Origin of the sequence: Roseomonas sp. FDAARGOS_362, assembly GCF_002754815.1 — a bacterium.
Lineage (GTDB): Bacteria > Pseudomonadota > Alphaproteobacteria > Acetobacterales > Acetobacteraceae > Roseomonas > Roseomonas mucosa.
In genome coordinates this window covers 1,964,270-1,981,186 of sequence record NZ_CP024588.1, presented here as the reverse complement: position 1 = coordinate 1,981,186, position 16,917 = coordinate 1,964,270, and the positions used below count along the sequence as shown (strand labels likewise).

Annotated in this window: 11 protein-coding genes, 4 pseudogenes and 1 CRISPR repeat array; of the genes and pseudogenes, 7 read left to right on the top strand and 8 right to left on the bottom strand. The window is 64.2% G+C overall.

Translation table 11 applies throughout. The features are described 5' to 3' along the window. Positions 1-6 precede the first annotated feature (6 nt). Genes cas4 through cas2 form a run of 3 tightly spaced genes read left to right on the top strand, consistent with a single transcriptional unit; the run spans position 7 to position 1,996 of the window. Positions 7-651, top strand: coding sequence for a CRISPR-associated protein Cas4 (gene cas4 / locus CTJ15_RS13985; RefSeq protein WP_019463381.1), 645 nt, complete (start codon positions 7-9; stop codon positions 649-651). 4 nt (positions 652-655) lie between these two features. Continuing rightward, on the top strand, positions 656-1,696 hold the full coding sequence (gene cas1c, locus CTJ15_RS13980; protein ID WP_019463380.1) for a type I-C CRISPR-associated endonuclease Cas1c: 1,041 nt from the start codon (positions 656-658) through the stop codon (positions 1,694-1,696). 9 nt (positions 1,697-1,705) lie between these two features. Next, entirely contained in the window at positions 1,706-1,996 is a 291-nt protein-coding gene (gene cas2 / locus CTJ15_RS13975) for a CRISPR-associated endonuclease Cas2 (RefSeq protein WP_075822406.1), read from the top strand. Between the two features lie 443 nt (positions 1,997-2,439). Here cas2 and CTJ15_RS13970 read toward each other — a convergent pair. Next, a pseudogene (locus CTJ15_RS13970) lies at positions 2,440-3,222 on the bottom strand (IS110 family transposase); the annotation flags it as partial. 140 nt (positions 3,223-3,362) lie between these two features. On the opposite strand from CTJ15_RS13970, the gene CTJ15_RS13965 reads away from it, so the two are divergent. Genes CTJ15_RS13965 through CTJ15_RS13955 form a run of 3 tightly spaced genes read left to right on the top strand, consistent with a single transcriptional unit; the run spans position 3,363 to position 6,960 of the window. After that, positions 3,363-4,595 (top strand): site-specific integrase, encoded by a 1,233-nt coding sequence (locus CTJ15_RS13965; RefSeq protein WP_099781047.1) that lies wholly within the window; start codon positions 3,363-3,365, stop codon positions 4,593-4,595. Next, on the top strand, positions 4,592-5,959 hold the full coding sequence (locus tag CTJ15_RS13960) for a tyrosine-type recombinase/integrase (protein ID WP_226946139.1): 1,368 nt from the start codon (positions 4,592-4,594) through the stop codon (positions 5,957-5,959). The genes CTJ15_RS13965 and CTJ15_RS13960 overlap by 4 nt, the downstream gene beginning before the upstream one ends. Beyond that, positions 5,956-6,960 carry a tyrosine-type recombinase/integrase gene (locus CTJ15_RS13955; protein WP_025292317.1) on the top strand — a complete coding sequence of 335 codons (1,005 nt, stop codon included), beginning with the start codon at positions 5,956-5,958 and terminating at the stop codon, positions 6,958-6,960. Before CTJ15_RS13960 ends, CTJ15_RS13955 begins: the two co-directional genes overlap by 4 nt. 110 nt (positions 6,961-7,070) lie before the next feature. Here CTJ15_RS13955 and CTJ15_RS13950 read toward each other — a convergent pair. From CTJ15_RS13950 to CTJ15_RS13940, 3 genes and pseudogenes are all read right to left on the bottom strand, one after another. Beyond that, a pseudogene (locus CTJ15_RS13950) lies at positions 7,071-7,322 on the bottom strand (IS110 family transposase); the annotation flags it as partial. Between the two features lie 86 nt (positions 7,323-7,408). Beyond that, positions 7,409-10,349: a CRISPR direct-repeat array (repeat unit 32 nt; unit sequence GTCGCTCCCCGTGCGGGAGCGTGGATCGAAAC). Positions 10,350-10,429: 80 nt separating this feature from the next. Then, positions 10,430-11,254 (bottom strand): annotated as a pseudogene (locus CTJ15_RS13945) (IS5 family transposase); the annotation flags it as partial. Between the two features lie 39 nt (positions 11,255-11,293). Next, positions 11,294-12,483, bottom strand: a protein-coding gene (locus tag CTJ15_RS13940) for an IS3 family transposase (RefSeq protein ID WP_216349041.1) whose coding sequence is annotated in 2 segments (ribosomal slippage) — positions 11,294-12,208 and positions 12,211-12,483 — 1,188 coding nt in all. Because the reading frame shifts where the segments join, the coding sequence is not laid out codon by codon here. A 150-nt stretch (positions 12,484-12,633) separates the two neighbouring features. Here CTJ15_RS13940 and CTJ15_RS13935 point away from each other — a divergent pair. Beyond that, a complete protein-coding gene (locus CTJ15_RS13935) occupies positions 12,634-14,004 on the top strand; it encodes an IS5 family transposase (protein ID WP_226946138.1) in 1,371 nt (456 codons plus the stop codon). Positions 14,005-14,072: 68 nt separating this feature from the next. On the opposite strand, the pseudogene CTJ15_RS13930 reads toward CTJ15_RS13935, so the two are convergent. The 4 genes and pseudogenes from CTJ15_RS13930 to CTJ15_RS23965 all read right to left on the bottom strand — a co-directional run. Next, positions 14,073-14,545 (bottom strand): annotated as a pseudogene (locus tag CTJ15_RS13930) (transposase); the annotation flags it as partial. A 114-nt stretch (positions 14,546-14,659) separates the two neighbouring features. Beyond that, a complete protein-coding gene (locus tag CTJ15_RS13925) occupies positions 14,660-15,295 on the bottom strand; it encodes a ferritin-like domain-containing protein (protein ID WP_226946137.1) in 636 nt (211 codons plus the stop codon). A 245-nt stretch (positions 15,296-15,540) separates the two neighbouring features. After that, the gene (locus CTJ15_RS13920) at positions 15,541-16,050 is read right to left on the bottom strand and encodes a ferritin-like domain-containing protein (protein WP_075822100.1); all 510 of its coding nucleotides are present in this window, start codon (positions 16,048-16,050) and stop codon (positions 15,541-15,543) included. A 370-nt stretch (positions 16,051-16,420) separates the two neighbouring features. Continuing rightward, complete coding sequence (locus CTJ15_RS23965; RefSeq protein ID WP_151904048.1) at positions 16,421-16,627, bottom strand: hypothetical protein; 207 nt, start codon at positions 16,625-16,627, stop codon at positions 16,421-16,423. Positions 16,628-16,917: the final 290 nt, after the last annotated feature.

Below are 16,917 nucleotides of genomic sequence, written 5' to 3'. Positions count from 1 at the left end.
CGTACCATGCCGGTTCCCCATCATCCGGAGGCCGAGGACGGGCTGATCCCGCTCTCGGCGTTGCAGCACCAGATCTTCTGCCCGCGGCAATGCGCGCTTATCCATGTGGAGCAGCTCTGGGCGGAGGATGGCGCGACCGCCGAGGGCAGGCTGCTGCACGAGCGGGTGGATGCCGGAAAGGGCGAGACGCGGCCAGGCCTGAGGGTCGCCCGTGGGATCGCCCTGCGCTCCCTGGCGCTGGGCGTGGTGGGCAAGGCAGATACGGTGGAGTTTCGTGGCCGCCCGCCACAGCCTTATCCTGTCGAATACAAGCGCGGCCGTCCAAAGGCGCACCGGGCGGATGAGGTGCAGCTCTGCGCCCAGGCCGTCTGCCTGGAGGAGATGTCCGGCACGACCATCCCCGAGGGTGCCCTGTTCTACGGCCAGACCCGGCGCCGGGTCGTGGTGCGTTTCGACAAGGCGCTGCGGGCTCTGACGGCTGCCACGGCGGAGGCGGCGCGGGCGAACATCCTGGCGGGGGTGACGCCACCGCCGGTGCTGCAATCGGGCTGCCAGCGTTGCTCGATGAGCGACCTGTGCCAACCCGCCCGTCTGGAGAAGCCGCCGAAGGTTGCCGCCTGGCTCGCGCGGCAACTGGCGGCGGGGGAGTGATCCGATGCGGCGCATGCTGAACACGATCTACGTCACGCGCGATGCAGCCTGGCTGCGCAAGGACGGTGCCAACCTCGTGGTCGAGGTGGAGGGTGAGGAGGTCGGCCGTGCGCCGCTCCACATGCTGGAGGGGCTGGTCACCTTCGGACGTCCCGGCTTCTCGCCCGCCCTCATGGCGGCCTGTGCGGAGGGCGGCATCACCATGTCCTGCCTCGACCCGAACGGGCGCTTCCTGGCGCGGATCGAGGGCGCACGCAGCGGCAACGTCCTACTTCGCCGCGCGCAGTACCGGTTGGCGGATGATCCGACGCGCGCTGTGCCGATCGTGCGCGGCATCGTGTCGGCAAAGGTGGCGAACCAGCGCGTCGTGTTGCTGAGAGCATTGCGTGACCATGGCGCCGTCATGGAGGCACCGGTGCGGGAAACGCTGGAACTCTGTTCCGCCCGGTTGTTGGATCAGGCGCGCCGAATCCTGCTGGCGGCAGACATCGACCTGTTGCGCGGCCTGGAAGGTGAGGCGGCCGCGCTGTATTTCGGCGTCTTCGGGCACCTGGTTCGCGCTACGGACGCCGCCATGGGTTTCACCGGTCGTTCACGCCGGCCTCCGCTGGATCGCATGAACGCGCTGCTTTCCTTCCTCTATGCCATGCTGGGGCATGATTGCCGCGGCGCGCTGGAGGCGCATGGGCTGGACCCACAAGTGGGCTTCCTGCATCGTGACCGTCCTGGTCGCGCCGGGCTGGCGCTGGACCTGATGGAGGAGCTGCGGCCGGTGCTGGCCGATCGCCTGGCGCTGAGCCTGGTGAATCGCGGACAGCTGCGGGCTGGGGATTTCGTCGTGGAGGAGGCCGGCGGTGTGCGCCTGACCGACGACGCCCGGAAGCAGGTGCTGATCGCTTGGCAGGAACGCAAGCGCACCACGCTGCGGCATGGCTTTCTGGGTGAGGCCGTACCGCTTGGGTTGGTCCCTTACCTACAGGCACAGCTTCTGGCTCGCCACCTGCGCGATGATTTGGATGGCTATCCCGGCTTCTTCTGGAAGTAGGCCAAAGCCATGCTCATGCTCATCACCTATGATGTCAGCACCGTGACGCCAGCGGGACGTCGCAGGTTGAGACGTGTGGCTCGTGCCTGTCTCGACCATGGCCAGCGGGTGCAGAATTCCGTGTTCGAATGCGAAGTTGACCCGGCACAGTGGACCGCGCTACGCGCGCGTCTGATGGCCGAGGTTGATCTGGAGCAGGACAGCCTGCGTTTCTACCGCCTCGGCGCTTCGGGCAGAGCCCGGGTGGAACATATGGGTGCAAAGCCCGTTCTGGATCTGGAAGGACCATTGGTCTTCTGAGATGACGCAATTTGCGCGATCCGGTAGCGACCATGCCGTGGCGTGGTGGCTCGCGGAGCGCTGAACTCATTGAAAACAGAAGAAGAGTTTGTATAAGCGGAAAGACGCTGCCGGACCGACCTAGGCTTCCACCCTGGTTCGCGACGAGTGGCGGGCAAACCATGGAGCTTTCACAAAAAACGTATGGCCCGCCCCGTCCGCAAGGGCTTTCACGACCTGGTCTGATCAGTCTACGCCAACGTATCCGGTCACAAGGCACATCGGCCCTGGCCAAGATGGAGATCCGCGCGTCCTGGTCCTCATAAAAGTCACGGCGTCAGAGCGCCATTTTTTGCGCCAGGGTTCCAGAACGCCGGTCGACTGTCAGGCCATCTCGCTTCCACCACCCGCAGACCTCATCCAGCCGCCCGCACCGGGCGAGCGCGAACGGCGGATCCCCTCGGCTACGACACCGTCGTCGCCTTCATCTCGAACTTCTGCCCAGTTCGCAGCACTGCGCAGATGATCCGCGCCAGCTTCGCCGCGAGTGCCACCACCACGGCGTTCACGTGCGCCCGGGCCGCCAAGCCTCGCAGCCATCCGCCGAGCGGGGTTTCGGCTTTTGACAGTGTCGGCAGCGCCGCCCGCGCGCCGTGGATCAGCATCTTGCGCAGGTAGACATTCCCCCGCTTGCTGATCCCCAGCAGCTTTGGCTTGCCACCCGTGGTCATCTGCCTCGGCACCAGCCCAAGCCAGGCGGCGAGGTCGCGTCCTCGCCCGAAGGTCTCGGCCCTGCCGACTGCCGCCACCAGCGCCGTCGCGTTCAGCGGCCCGATGCCGGGAATGGTGGTCAGCAGCCGGGCAGCCTCATCGGCCCGAGCCTCGGCCGCGAACTCCTCGTCGAACGCCTCGATACGTCGGTCCAGCTCGCGCCACTCCGCCCGCTGGTCCTCGACGAGCAGCCGCACCCGCGGACTGAGCGGGACCCGCTCCTCGGCCAGCAGGGTCTCAAGGTAGACCTCCAGCTTGCGCCGGCCCTGGGGCACGGTGACGCCGCGCTCGAGCAGAATGGCGCGCAGCTGGTTGATCAGCGCCGTCCGCTCACACACCAGCCGGTCGCGGACACGGTGCAGGCTCTGCATGTCGAGCTGCGCCTCGCTCTTGATCTCGACAAAGCGCATGGTCGGCCGGGTCGCCGCCTCGGCGATCGCCTCCGCGTCCCGCTCGTCGTTCTTTTGCGCCTTCACTAATCATCAGGTGACCATAATGCGAAGGAACGCGGGGCAAACGCATGGAACCCGCCCGGTGGCGCTGCTTTTCGCCAACTTTGCTGCACATTATTTTCCGGCGAACCTCTGCAGTCTTTTGACGAGCAGAGGAGTTATTGATGTCGAAATCTGAACGAGAACTGATTGTTGAGCTCGAAGCCGTATTGATCGGCCGCCGATACAGCCCCGTAGTGATCAGAAATTACTGCAGCTACGCCCGCGAGTTTCTGGACTATCTCATGTACCGAGGGATTCCAGTCGCAGACGTGACCGAAACCGAAGTAGCGGAATATTTGCGTCGTGCGGCCGCGCAATTCCGCAAGCGCCGCGGACGACGGCCCAGCAAGCGCTGGCACGAAGTCCCGCAGTCCGGGATTCACGCGCTGCTGCGGCTTGGGCAGGGTCAGTGGCCGCCTTCTCCCAAAGTGGCCTGCGCCGCTGACGCACTACGGTTTACGGTCTGCAACGAATACGAAACCTGGCTTCGCGACGAGCGTGGCCTTGCCCAAGCCAGCATCGACGCGTTCTTATGGGAAGCCCGCTACTTCCTTGCCTGGCAACTCGACCGGAGCGGGGTCGAGGGTCTCAACGGATTAACCGTCGGCGACATCGACAGCTATATGGACCTGCGTGGCTCGAAGCTGACGCGTAGTTCGCTGAAATCCGCAGCGGAGCGGCTTCGTTCGCTGCTGCGCCACCTCTACAGGACTGCCCGCGTTGCGGCAGATCTGTCGCCGCATATCATCGCGCCGCGGCTCTATGCTTATGAAGGGGTCCCTTCGATCCTGGAGCGCAACCAGATCACCGCGGTTCTGGCAAGCACGAGCATGGACACGACGACTGCCGGTTTGCGGGACCATGCGATATTACAACTCCTCGCCACCTACGGGCTCCGTGCAAGCGAAGTCCGTAACATGCGGATCGAAGACATAGACTGGCGGGCCGAAGTCGTTCGTGTCCGTCACAGCAAAACGCAAGCCTATACGCTCCTTCCTTTGATGGAGCCGGTTGGCGAAGCGATCCTTGCTTACCTGCGGTCTGGACGGCCCGCGACCGATGCCAGGGAGATCTTCATCCGGACGCGTGCGCCCTATCGCAAGCTCGACAAGCTATACAGCCTGGTTCGGCGGAGGCTCCGGGATGCCGGCGTCAATCCCTTGGGCAAGTGCGGCCCCCACATCTTCCGTCACGCTCGTGCGACCGAGTTACTGCGCGCGGCAGTTCCGAAAAAGGTAATTGGCGATCTGTTAGGACATCGCTCGACCGGGTCGACAGACCCCTACCTCAAGCTTGCCACCGAGGATCTGAGGGCCGTCGCTCTTGATGTGCCAGGAACGGAGGTGCTGGCATGATCTCCCGTTGGCCTGATTCCGATCGCACGCGCATTGGCAGCTATGTCGCGAGCCTTGATCTGCGCGATCTCAAAAGCCGCACCTGCTATCAACAGGTCCTGCATAGCTTCCAGGATGCCGTTGAACGGCACGGGTTGCTCGATCAACAAGCGCTGCAAGCTTGGCTACGGGAATTAGCGTCTCGCTGGGCGACATCTACGCTCCTGCATCGCACTCGCATCATCGATCGGTTCCTCGACCACCTCGTGGCAACCGGTGCGATTGATCACAACCCTGTCGAAGGTCTGCGTCAGGCATGTCATATAAAGCAGAGCATGCCGATCTGGCGCGCGTTGATATCGTGTAATCCAGAACAGGCTCTTGCCACACTGCGCCAGCCCAAACCGTTCGGTAGTGTGCTGGGCGAGGTTATGGCCGAGCATGTCGCCATGATGCGCCGTAGGGGATACAAATATACTTCGCAACCGGTGCGGCTTTTGCAGTTCGACCGGTTCCTGCAACTGAACCCGCAACTGGAAACCGAGCCGCTGCGCGTCATGATCGATCGATGGGCGGCGACGAAAGGCACGCGTAACCATGCATATGAGCGCAAAAACCTTGAGCGCCTCTTTGCCAAAATCCAGCGGCGGTGCGATCCGTCAGCTCCTCGGCGTCGACCGGATCCGAGACCCCAAAAAGAGGTCCGCAAGCAGTGGCGAACGCCTCATATCTACTCTCCTGTCGACGTACGGCGCATGCTCGACATTGCCCGTTCGTATCCCTCTCCGCGGGCAACACTTCGTCCGTTGAGCATCTACACCATGCTGTTGCTGGCCTACTGTGCGGGTCTGCGGCGGGGAGAGTTGGCCAGGCTGGATCTTGGTGACGTTAATCCCGGTGACGGCACCATCACGGTTCGGCAGACCAAGTTCTTCAAGACCCGAATTCTGCCACTTCCTGACAGTGTGATGATGGAACTCCGGGCCTACATCGCTGCACGGCGTCAGGTCGGCGCATCGCAGGACCCGCACTCTGCTCTGTTCTGGCACGTCCAGGGCAGATCCCGCTACACGCCCGAAATGATCACCTGGTTGCTCACAGACGTCGTACGTCGCGCCGGATTGAAACCACTGCAAGGGCAGTTCGGGCCTCGCGTTCATGATCTTCGGCACTCGATGGTCGTGAACCGTATCCTTGAATGGTACCGTCTGGGGATCAACCCGCAGGAGCGGCTGCCGTTCCTCGCGACCTACCTCGGCCATCGGGATATCAACTCCACTCTGGTCTACATCACCGTCACGCAGGATCTGCTGCATCTCGCAAACGAACGGTTCAGGGCCGTGGGCGCGCCATGCCTCAATCTCGAACGGGAGGTGCGGTCATGAGCAAAGCCAATCCGTTCCCGGAACTGATGCGCGCGTTCTTTTACGAATGGCTTGTCGAGCAACGCAATGCGTCCGTCAACACCGTCCGCTCCTACCGCGACACCTGGCGACTGTTCCTCCGGTTTGTCGCTGACCGCGCGAAAAAGAAAGTTGCTATAATCTCGCTCGCCGATCTGACCGCCGCGCAAGTCGCGGCGTTCCTGAGGCACGCCGAGCACGACCGTGGCGGCACGATCGGCACCCGCAACTGCCGGCTTGCTGCGATCCGCAGCTTCTTCAACTTTGTGGCGACCAAGGATCCTGCCTTAATCGCGCAGTGCGTGGAAATCCTCAACATCCCGATCAAGCGGGCGCCGGTATCTGAGCCTTGCTATCTGGATCCGCTGGAAGTGGCAGCGATTCTTGCCCAGCCAGACCAGTCAACCCTCGAAGGCATGCGCGACCATGCGTTGCTCTCGTTCCTCTACAACAGCGGGGCGCGAATACAGGAAGCACTCGATATGTGCCCTGAGGCAATCCGGTTCGATAGCCCGAGTTGCGTTCGGCTTACGGGCAAGGGGCGAAAAGAGCGTCTCTGCCCGCTTTGGCCGGAAACCGTGATGTTGTTGAAAAAGCTGCTTGAGCGGCAGCCACGGGCACAAGACCAGCGGCTGTTCGTCAACCGCTACGGAGAGCCGCTCAGCGCCTCGGGCGTCCGGTTCAAGCTTGCCGCCTATGTGAAGGCGGCGGCTGCGACCATGCCGCCGCTGCAAACGAAGCACGTAACGCCGCACAGCTTCCGTCACGCCACCGCCGTCCACCTTGTATCGGCGGGCGTAGACATCACGGTCATCCGCAGTTGGCTTGGGCATGTGAGCCTCGACACCACCAATCACTACGCGAAGGCCAATCTGGACACAAAGCGAAAGGCGTTGGAACAGGTCGCTGTGCCGGTGGCGACGGCGCACTCTTCATCGTGGAAACGCGATACGAGCCTGCTCGCCTGGCTGGACACGCTCTGAAATAATGCGAAGGAATTTTGCGCGAACGGCCGACAACTGGGCGGCCCGCGTGCGTTCCTTCGCATTATGGTCACCTGATGATTAGTGAAGTTATGGCGAGGTGACCATAAGCGGACATAGGGCCGCACGTACTCGGGCGACATCAGCCGCACCTCGTGCCCTGCCTCACGCAGCCGCCGGCCCAGGTGGTGCGCTCCACAGCAGGCCTCCATCGCCACCATGCAGCCCGGCGACCCTGCCGCCAGCCCCACCACCCCGTCCCGGTGCAGGCGCCGTCGCAGGACTACCCGCCCAGCCGCGTCCAGCCCGACCACGCTGCAGCTGTTCTTGCCCAGATCTACCCCGAGAACCGCAATCTCCAACATGGGTCAGCTCCCTTACGCCCCGGTTGCCCGGCCAGCCTACGCCAGCAGGATTGAGGGGCGGGCCATCCCATAAAAGTGCCGGGGTCGCTCCCCGTGCGGGAGCGTGGATCGAAACGCTTTGCGGGGACGCGACGAGCCTCCACCGAAGGTCGCTCCCCGTGCGGGAGCGTGGATCGAAACACGCCCATCGCGATCAAGGGCACGCCCAGCAGCAGTCGCTCCCCGTGCGGGAGCGTGGATCGAAACGTGTGGGACCGGGTCGCGCCGCGCGGGACGCAGATGTCGCTCCCCGTGCGGGAGCGTGGATCGAAACCCGCTGCTGCACGTAGCTCCAGACGATGTTGACCGTCGCTCCCCGTGCGGGAGCGTGGATCGAAACAAGATCGGCGGCACGCCTATCGGTGACCTGACGCGTCGCTCCCCGTGCGGGAGCGTGGATCGAAACAGAACAACTGGGCTGAGAGGGCTTAGCCGTGGTCTCGCTCCCCGTGCGGGAGCGTGGATCGAAACTCCACGATGACGGACGGGTGCGGATAGCTCCACCGTCGCTCCCCGTGCGGGAGCGTGGATCGAAACGCCATGTCGGCTCCATGATGTGCGGGCGGCTCGGTCGCTCCCCGTGCGGGAGCGTGGATCGAAACCTTACCGATCTCGAACAGGACATCGTTGAGGCCGGTCGCTCCCCGTGCGGGAGCGTGGATCGAAACACCGGATCATCCGTGACCCTGGCCCAGATCGGGACGTCGCTCCCCGTGCGGGAGCGTGGATCGAAACGGGAAGCGGGAGTCACCCCCCAGGATGTCCCAGCGTCGCTCCCCGTGCGGGAGCGTGGATCGAAACTTTCCTGGTTCCTTCCTTATATGCGGTGGCGCCATGTCGCTCCCCGTGCGGGAGCGTGGATCGAAACGGCGTGCTGGTGTTCCTGGACGGCCTGGACTGGAGTCGCTCCCCGTGCGGGAGCGTGGATCGAAACTTCTCTCCGCCGTCGCCTCCCTCGCCCTGGGCGCGTCGCTCCCCGTGCGGGAGCGTGGATCGAAACTTCGGCGGCAAGGATGGTCGCGGCAGCGAGAACGTCGCTCCCCGTGCGGGAGCGTGGATCGAAACATCTACCAGAACCAGATCCTCTACTGCATGGGACGGTCGCTCCCCGTGCGGGAGCGTGGATCGAAACTCTGCTGCCCGCAGACTATGCCGCAAGGGCATTGTCGCTCCCCGTGCGGGAGCGTGGATCGAAACCCCATGATGGCGCAGACCATGGGAGTGGAACTGCGTCGCTCCCCGTGCGGGAGCGTGGATCGAAACACGCCATCCGACGATCTCGTCCAGGTGGCGTCTGGTCGCTCCCCGTGCGGGAGCGTGGATCGAAACACCATCGCGAGTAGCATGCTGTCCGTCACCTCCAGGTCGCTCCCCGTGCGGGAGCGTGGATCGAAACTCCGTGGCCTGCGCCGCCACCGTCTCCACCAGGGAGTCGCTCCCCGTGCGGGAGCGTGGATCGAAACGGGACTGGTGCGTGGCCAACGGCTATAGCGGCAAGTCGCTCCCCGTGCGGGAGCGTGGATCGAAACGTCCCGGGCCGAGGCATACACCGAGCGCCGACTGTCGCTCCCCGTGCGGGAGCGTGGATCGAAACCCGTTCCGTTCGCAATCTATGCGCGAGTTCCATAGTCGCTCCCCGTGCGGGAGCGTGGATCGAAACTACAGCGTGGACAGCACCGATGTTGCGCAGAACGTCGCTCCCCGTGCGGGAGCGTGGATCGAAACATGATCGAGGATCAGGTCCATCGCGCGGTCGAAGTGTCGCTCCCCGTGCGGGAGCGTGGATCGAAACTTATGAGGCATGGTATCAGGCCGTCCGCCGTTGCGTCGCTCCCCGTGCGGGAGCGTGGATCGAAACACGAAGCCCCCGTCTCGCACGACCTCGCCACCACTGTCGCTCCCCGTGCGGGAGCGTGGATCGAAACCTCGCGCAGTAGATTGCAGCATCAATGTCGGCGGGTCGCTCCCCGTGCGGGAGCGTGGATCGAAACGAGGCATGAGCCAGCCGACCCCCGCGGCCATCCGGTCGCTCCCCGTGCGGGAGCGTGGATCGAAACGCGCAGGCGACGGCAGCCGAGGCGAAGGCCCGCGGTCGCTCCCCGTGCGGGAGCGTGGATCGAAACGCGGCGATCTGGCGCCGCACCGTGTCCACCGTGCTGTCGCTCCCCGTGCGGGAGCGTGGATCGAAACCGACCGCATCCGGCCCTGGACCATCCGAGGCATTGTCGCTCCCCGTGCGGGAGCGTGGATCGAAACAGGTTGTTACCGTCACCCCGCGCGGCGCGCCGATGTCGCTCCCCGTGCGGGAGCGTGGATCGAAACGTGTCGGTTGGCGGCTATGACGGCGATCCCCGGGAGGTCGCTCCCCGTGCGGGAGCGTGGATCGAAACTCGACGCGAACGGCGATCCCGTCACGTCCCGCAAGTCGCTCCCCGTGCGGGAGCGTGGATCGAAACACCCGCGCCGTGACCGAGACGAACACGCACGAGCACTGTCGCTCCCCGTGCGGGAGCGTGGATCGAAACAGGCTGGTGGCGGCATCCGCCTGCACCACGCCCGGTCGCTCCCCGTGCGGGAGCGTGGATCGAAACTGGTTGATGTCGGTCGCGTCGATGCCCAGCCCCGTCGCTCCCCGTGCGGGAGCGTGGATCGAAACTACGCCCTCGCCGCCCTCCTGATCGCGGCTTCCTGTCGCTCCCCGTGCGGGAGCGTGGATCGAAACGTGCCAACCTGCGAGATGAGGGCGTGCTCGCGGCGTCGCTCCCTGTGCGGGAGCGTGGATCGAAACGCCAGGGCGGTGGAGACGGTGGCGGGCATCTCCTGTCGCTCCCTGTGCGGGAGCGTGGATCGAAACCTGCGCAAGCCGGGCAAGCGCGGCGCGCCGTAGTCGCTCCCCGTGCGGGAGCGTGGATCGAAACCGCTTCAAGCACGGGCGCAACGCGGACGTGTCCAAGTCGCTCCTCGTGCGGGAGCGTGGATCGAAACGCTATCAGTAGAGCGGCCCTAAGTAGTCGGCCTTGAATAGCTTGTCAGTGCGTTCGGCCAGCCGCTGGATAGGGGCTGGTCTAGGTGAGCGCCTGAACGAGACTGGCGAACAGGGCGAGCAAGAAAGCCCGGAGGTGGGCAAGGATCTTGCGGATGTTGTGGCCGCAGCCGCAGAGCACGGCGAACAGGGCATCGCCGAAGGTGCCCTTGAGGGCACAGCGGGCGAGACGGCCGTCGGTCTTCAGGTGGCCGATCTCAGGCTCGATGGCGCTGCGACGGCGCAGCAGCCTGATAAGCCTTGGTGTCAGCCGGCGGCGGGTGCCGCTGACCAACACCTGCGTGCCCCACACGCCATGGCCGCGGTAGCCGCGATCGGCCACGACGGTACTGGGATGATGGCTGGTGAGGGTCTCGACCTGCTCGAGGGCGTCAGCGAGGGTGTGGCCGTCATAGGGATTGCCGGGCATGGAGCGCATGCCGACGACGAAGCCGCCCTCGATGGTGGTGGCGACGCTGACCTTGGAGCCGAACTCGTAGCGCATGCGGGCCTTGCCTTTCGAGATGCAGTCCACCGCGGGCTCGTGCAGGGCATAGAGCTTGCGGGACGTCTTCGGTGTCTGGCGCAGCAGGCGGGTGACGAGGGCCATCCTGTCGCTGATCCGATCCCGCAGCGGCCCTTGCGCGACGGCGCCGAGCTTGCGCCCCACATCGCGCAGCACGCGGCCGGTGTAGCCCTTGAGGGTGCGCAGCGCCTGGCACATGCGCCAGTACTGCTGGGCATGAGCATGCCGCCCCACCCGTGCGGCCAGACGTGGCGCCAGGCGATTGTAGTTCTGGCGCAAGGCGATCCCGGCCTTGTCCGCCAGCGCCACGAGGGATTGCCGCACCTTCTCATACAGGTGGCTGGACTTCCCCCTGCGGGGTGGAGGGGTGAGATCAGAGCATCATGCGGCGATCGGCATGACGGCCTCCGCACTCATGGCTACCCGCGCCTCGGTGGGCGTACGGTAGCCGACGCCTGAGTTCAGGCGCTGCCTATTATAGAACACCTCGACGTAGTCGAACACCGCCGCCTTCGCCTCCGCGCGGGTGCGGAAGTGGGCTTGGTGGATGTGCTCCTTCTTGAGCGAGGCGAAGAAGCTCTCCATGGGCGCGTTGTCCAGGCAGTTGCCCCGGCGGCTCATGGATTGTGTGATGCCATGCCGCTCCAGTACGAGGCGGTAATCGGCGGCGGCATATTGCACCCCACGATCGCTGTGTAGGATCAGACCCTTCCCCGGCCGGCAACGCTGGAGTGCCATGACCAGTGCATCGATGCCCAACTCCGCCCTCAGAGGGTCGGCCATGGACCAGCCGACGATCTCGCGCGTGGCCATGTCCTTGATCGCGGCCAGATACAGCCAGCCCTCCCCGGTAGGCAGGTAGGAGATGTCGGCCAACCACACCTGATCTGGCCACTCGGCCGCGAAGTTCCGCAGCAGCAGGTTGGGGGCGATCGGGAGGTCATGGCGGCTGTTCGTGGTGCGCGGCACCCGACGGCGCCCCTGGCGCGCGCAGAGCCCCATCTCGCGCATCAGCCGCTCCACGCGCCGTCGGCCATGTCGGCGCCCCTCTCGGCGCAACTCGGCATGAACCCGTGGCGAACCATAGACCCGGCGCCCGGCAGCGAAGATCCGGTCGATGTGCCCGCGCAGATCGGCCTCGGCCTCCGCTCGGGTCTGGACGGTGGGGATCGCGTGCAGCCAGGCGTAGAAGCCGGAGACGCTCGCGCCGATGACCCGGCATAGGGTCGCGACGGCGTGGTTGCCCCGCTCGGCTGACACGAAGGCGAACTTCGTCACGCAATCCCTTTGGCAAAAACCGCCGCGGCCTTGCGCAGGATGACGTTCTCCTCCTCCAGCCGCTTCACCTCACGCCGCAGCCGCTGCGTCTCGGCCTCCTCGGCTTTGCGCACAGCCAAGGCCTCGGCCGAGCCGGCCGCCAGCTGCTCCGTCCGCCACGTGCTCAGCTGGCCCGTGCTGAGCCCAAGCTCGGTGGCCACCTCCGATAGCCCGCGTCCGCCTTCGAGCAGTCGCCTGACCGCCTCTGTCTTGAACTCCGCCGTGAACCGGCGTCGGGTCCGCTTCTCCGCCATGCTGCCCTCCAAGGGTGCTCGGGTTCCTTACCAAGTCGGCCTTGAATAACTCGTAAGGCACTGATCTAGCTGTGAGATTTTCCGGGCTCGGCGACCTGGATTTGCAGGGTTCGATTGTTTTCGACGACAAACCCTGCGAATCTTGTGGGCATGAAGCACCGCCCGCGCCCGCCGGAACAGGCCGATCTGCTGCGGCCGCGGCTGGTCGACATGATCGATGGGCGGCACGAACTGGTGCGGCTGGCGGCGCTGATCGACTGGTCCTGGTTCGAGCGGGAATGGGCCGGCTTCTTCCCCGCCGCTGAGGGACGGCCGGCCACGCATCCGCGTCTGGTCGCCGGGCTGATGTACCTCCAGCACGCCCATGGCCTCTCCGACGAGGCGGTGCTCGCGCGCTGGGTGGAGAACCCGTACTTCCAGCACTTCACGGGTGAGACCTTCTTCCAGCACCGTGCGCCCATCCATCCCTCCTCTCTCAGCCGCTGGCGCGGTCGCATCGGTGAGGAAGGTGTCGAGTGGTTGCTGACCAGGACGATCGAGGCGGCTCAGGCTTCGGGAGCTGTGACGTCGAACAGCTTGGCCGAGATCGCAGTGGACACCACAGTGATGGAGAAGGCCATCGCCCATCCGACCGACAGCCGCCTCTATGAGCGGGCCCGCCACTCGCTGGTGACGCTGGCGCACAAGGCCGGGATCGCCCTGCGCCAGAACTACAATCGCCTGGCGCCGCGCCTGGCCGGCCAGGTGGGGCGCTACGCCCACGCCCGGCAGTTCCGCCGCATGCGCAAGGCGTTGCGCACGCTCAAGGGCTACACCGGCCGCATCCTGCGCGATGTTGAACGCAAGCTCGGCGCCGTCCCTGACGGGCCACTGCGGGCGCGCATCGAGCAGCGCATCGCCCTCGTCACCCGCCTGCTGCTCCAGACACCGAAGTCGTCCCGCAAGCTCTACGCCCTGCACGAGCCCGAGGTGGACTGCATCGCCAAGGGCAAGGCGCGGGTGCGCTACGAGTTCGGCACGAAGGTCAGCATCGCCACCACCCTCGCCGGTGGCTTCGTCGTCGGCATGCGCAGCCAGCCCGGCAATCCCTACGACGGCCACACCCTCGCCGACGCCCTCCAGCAGGTCGAGACCCTCACCGGCCAGCGTCCCAGCCTCGCCGTGGTCGATCGCGGCTACCGCGGCCATGGCGTCACGGCAACCAGGGTGCTCGTCAGCGGCACCAGCCGCGGCCTCACGCCCCGCCTGCGCCGGCTGCTCCGCCGCCGCAGCGCCATCGAGCCCGAGATCGGCCACATGAAGACCGATGGCCGCCTCGCCCGCTGCGCCCTCAAGGGCACGCTCGGCGATGCTCTCTACGCCGTCCTCTGCGGCTGCGGCCACAACATCCGCAAGATCCTCGCCCACCTCAGGGCCCTTTTGGCCGCTCTCCTCACCGCCCTCCGACAGGCAATCCTCACCCCGATCAGCCAAGCCAGCGTCCCGACAGGCCGCACCCTGCTCGCAGGGGCGACAGCCTGAAGACGTTGTTCAAGGCCGACTACCAAACCCTCCACCCCACAGGGGGAAGTCCACTCCTTCTTGAGCGAGGCGAAGAAGCTCTCCATGGGCGCGTTGTCCACCGCGATCTTGGCCAGGCTGCGCTCCGACACAGCGCCCGCAGCGCGGCCCGCCTCGATGGTCTTGCTCAGCAGCCACTCCACGCCCCCCTCACCGATGCGGCCGCGCCAGCGGCTGAGCGAGGAGGGGTGGATGGGCAGGCGATGCTGGAAGAAGGTCTCGCCGGTGAAGTGCTGGAAATACGGGTTCTGACCCAGCGGGCGAGCACCGCCTCGTCGGAGAGGCCGTAGGCGTGCTGGAGGTACATCAGCCCGACGACCAGACGCGGATGGCTGGCTCGCCGGCTCTCACCGGCGGGAAAGAAGCCGGCCCATTCCCGCTCGAACCAGGACCAGTCGATCAGCGCCGCCAGCCGGATCAGTTCGTGTCGCCCGTTGATCATGCCGACCAGGCGGGGCCGTAGCAGGTCGGCCTGTTCCGGCGGGCGGGGACGATGCTTCATGCCCGCAGAATCGCAGGATTACCGCAGGGTTCCAACTGAACCCTGCAATTCCAGAGCGCCCAAACCAACAACTCTCCCAAGCAAATCAGTGCCCGCGAGGTTGTTCAGACCCGACTACTTAGTGTTAGCGTCGTTGCCTGAAGGGGCAAAGCTCTCTGCGATCTGGGTCAGCAGGGCGTCGGCTTTCTTCTCTTCCTCCAGGGTCTCGGCCAGCAGCTGCTCTGCTTCAGAATACCCGAGTTTGGCTGCCCAGGTCTTCAGCAGCCCGTAGCGGGCAATTTCGTAGTGCTCGATCGCCTGGGCACAGCCGATCAATACATCATCGGCTGCCGCAGTGCCGCCGAAATCCTCCAGATCCTCTTCCATTTCTGCCGTCAGGCCCTGCATTGCTTCACAGGTCTTGGCACGAGCTGACTTGCCGATGCGCTCAAAGACCTGGACCAAGCGCTCCACCTGCGCGGCGCTCTCCTCGGCATGCTGAGTGAACGCTTCCTTCAGTTCCGGTGCCTTCGCGGCCTTCGCAGACTTCTTGAGCGCCCGCACTGACTGTTTTTCGGCGTAGTAGACGTCCTTCAGTGTTTCGTGGAAGGCGTCCGCAAGGGTCTTCTCGGCCATGTCGATGATCTTCCCCATCCAGCTCACCGCCTCATTTGGCAGCCGAGACAAAACGCTGGGCAAGGAGAGAAGGTGGCAGCGCAGACACTCACAGATGCTTGGGTATGGCGACAGGACGATGGAGAGGATCTCCATGCATCCAACGGCCGGCTTCGGGGATGGTGAGGATGCCTTGCGCGGCTGTCTCCGCTCTGGAGGACAGGCACAGAATCGAAAGCGCCCAGAGGCACGAGCCATCCGGGCGCATATCTCGACAATGGTGTTTTCGTGCCCTGAAACGTAGTGAGCCGGCACGCATATTTGGTGCCCAGAGTTAACATATGTTTTGCTGCACTGGCTGGCACCGAGGCGATAATGATTATCTACTGACCAAATTCATGTCAGATTCCGGCCTGATCGCCCTGCACTCGAAGAGAGGCGAACTTACGCGTGATGGCATCAAGATTATCAGCACACCATTGTGCCATGCGCTCCTCCTCGCCCAGCGAAAGCATAAGCACAGTAGGTGCAGCACTATCACCAGCAAGCTCAGCCAACGTCAAAAGAGATTTATAGGACGCGATTTCAAAATGTTCGAAGGCATAATTTGCCAGAGAATTCTTAATGATCTCATCCTGCATTGGTACATGGCCCAGAGCGGCCATATTACCAACGAGACCGGTCACAAAATCTTTCACTCCAGAATGCGACGTTCCGTGCGCGGCTAGTAGTTCGTCAAGGCGATCACGCTGCTGTTCACTCTCAGTCAGGTGCTTGCGCAAAGCCGCTTCGACTTCAGGGTAGCTCTGGACGCGATCCAACTGCCGCGAAAGGAGCTCAATTGCCTGAGTCTCTAAAGCGCGAGCGTTTACCAACCCAGTGATGTAGATATCTTTGTAGGATTCTGACATGTTTTGTCCTCCAGCGCAAGTTTTGTCCGGGATATTACCCGCCGGTTCATTCGGCTCGGCACTTCCTTTTTGTGGTCCAGGTCGATAGGGATATTCGCCTGGTACCGCGAAGCGGGCTATATCAAACCACTTTGTGCCATTCGGCAAAATAGTATTAAAGCAGCTTGCCTATTGTTGGCTTTGCTTTCGAGTGCTGCTATTCCATAGTACCAAGTAATCTATGTCCGACAAGGCTATAGGAGAACGCAGAGAAAGAATTTATGGTTCATTAAAAGCGCTGATGCCGCAAACAATTTATCGTTATTACGGTAATTTTGAGCGCGGCTCCACCATCCGGCCGCCTCTCGCGCACATCTCACCCAGCCTTCAATCAAGGTGTATTGCCATAGACTCTGCCGGAGATGGCGCAGGACCGTCCGTTGACCCATAACGCGGGATCCATGCCCCGGCGCCAGCCAACCTGTGGCAGACCCAGGTTATCGACTGCCACCAGCAGCGTCGGATCCGCGAAGATATTGCGCGATGCGGCCGGCATGCATCCAGCCCATTCCCACCACGGTGCATAGCTCTCGATCATCGCCGTCTTGGGGCTCGGCCACAGATCATCCTCTCGGATGCCGCTCGGCCCCCGCTTCTCATAGGCCACTGTTACCCTGACCGGAGCCCACGGGTAGCCAAGGTTCGGATGGTGGCGAAGTCGGTGCACCGCTGTCCTGCCTCCGATCTCCTCTGAGCTTCCTTGCGGGACGCCCCGCGTTTCATAGGCGAGTGGGGGACGGATCGGAGACGGGAGGGGAGGTCGTGATGCTCGCCTTCCGCGGCACTTCTCCCCACACCATGCGATGGGGGAGATGGCAGCCAGGACGC

Excerpts from the sequence above, each read along its gene's own strand:
- cas4 (WP_019463381.1), top strand. The coding sequence starts at position 7 with ATGCCGGTTCCCCATCATCCGGAGGCCGAGGACGGGCTGATCCCGCTC.
- cas1c (WP_019463380.1), top strand. The coding sequence starts at position 656 with ATGCGGCGCATGCTGAACACGATCTACGTCACGCGCGATGCAGCCTGG.
- cas2 (WP_075822406.1), top strand. The coding sequence starts at position 1,706 with ATGCTCATGCTCATCACCTATGATGTCAGCACCGTGACGCCAGCGGGA.
- CTJ15_RS13965 (WP_099781047.1), top strand. The coding sequence starts at position 3,363 with ATGTCGAAATCTGAACGAGAACTGATTGTTGAGCTCGAAGCCGTATTG.
- CTJ15_RS13960 (WP_226946139.1), top strand. The coding sequence starts at position 4,592 with ATGATCTCCCGTTGGCCTGATTCCGATCGCACGCGCATTGGCAGCTAT.
- CTJ15_RS13955 (WP_025292317.1), top strand. The coding sequence starts at position 5,956 with ATGAGCAAAGCCAATCCGTTCCCGGAACTGATGCGCGCGTTCTTTTAC.
- CTJ15_RS13935 (WP_226946138.1), top strand. The coding sequence starts at position 12,634 with ATGAAGCACCGCCCGCGCCCGCCGGAACAGGCCGATCTGCTGCGGCCG.
- CTJ15_RS13925 (WP_226946137.1), bottom strand. The coding sequence starts at position 15,295 with ATGGAGATCCTCTCCATCGTCCTGTCGCCATACCCAAGCATCTGTGAG.
- CTJ15_RS13920 (WP_075822100.1), bottom strand. The coding sequence starts at position 16,050 with ATGTCAGAATCCTACAAAGATATCTACATCACTGGGTTGGTAAACGCT.
- CTJ15_RS23965 (WP_151904048.1), bottom strand. The coding sequence starts at position 16,627 with ATGATCGAGAGCTATGCACCGTGGTGGGAATGGGCTGGATGCATGCCG.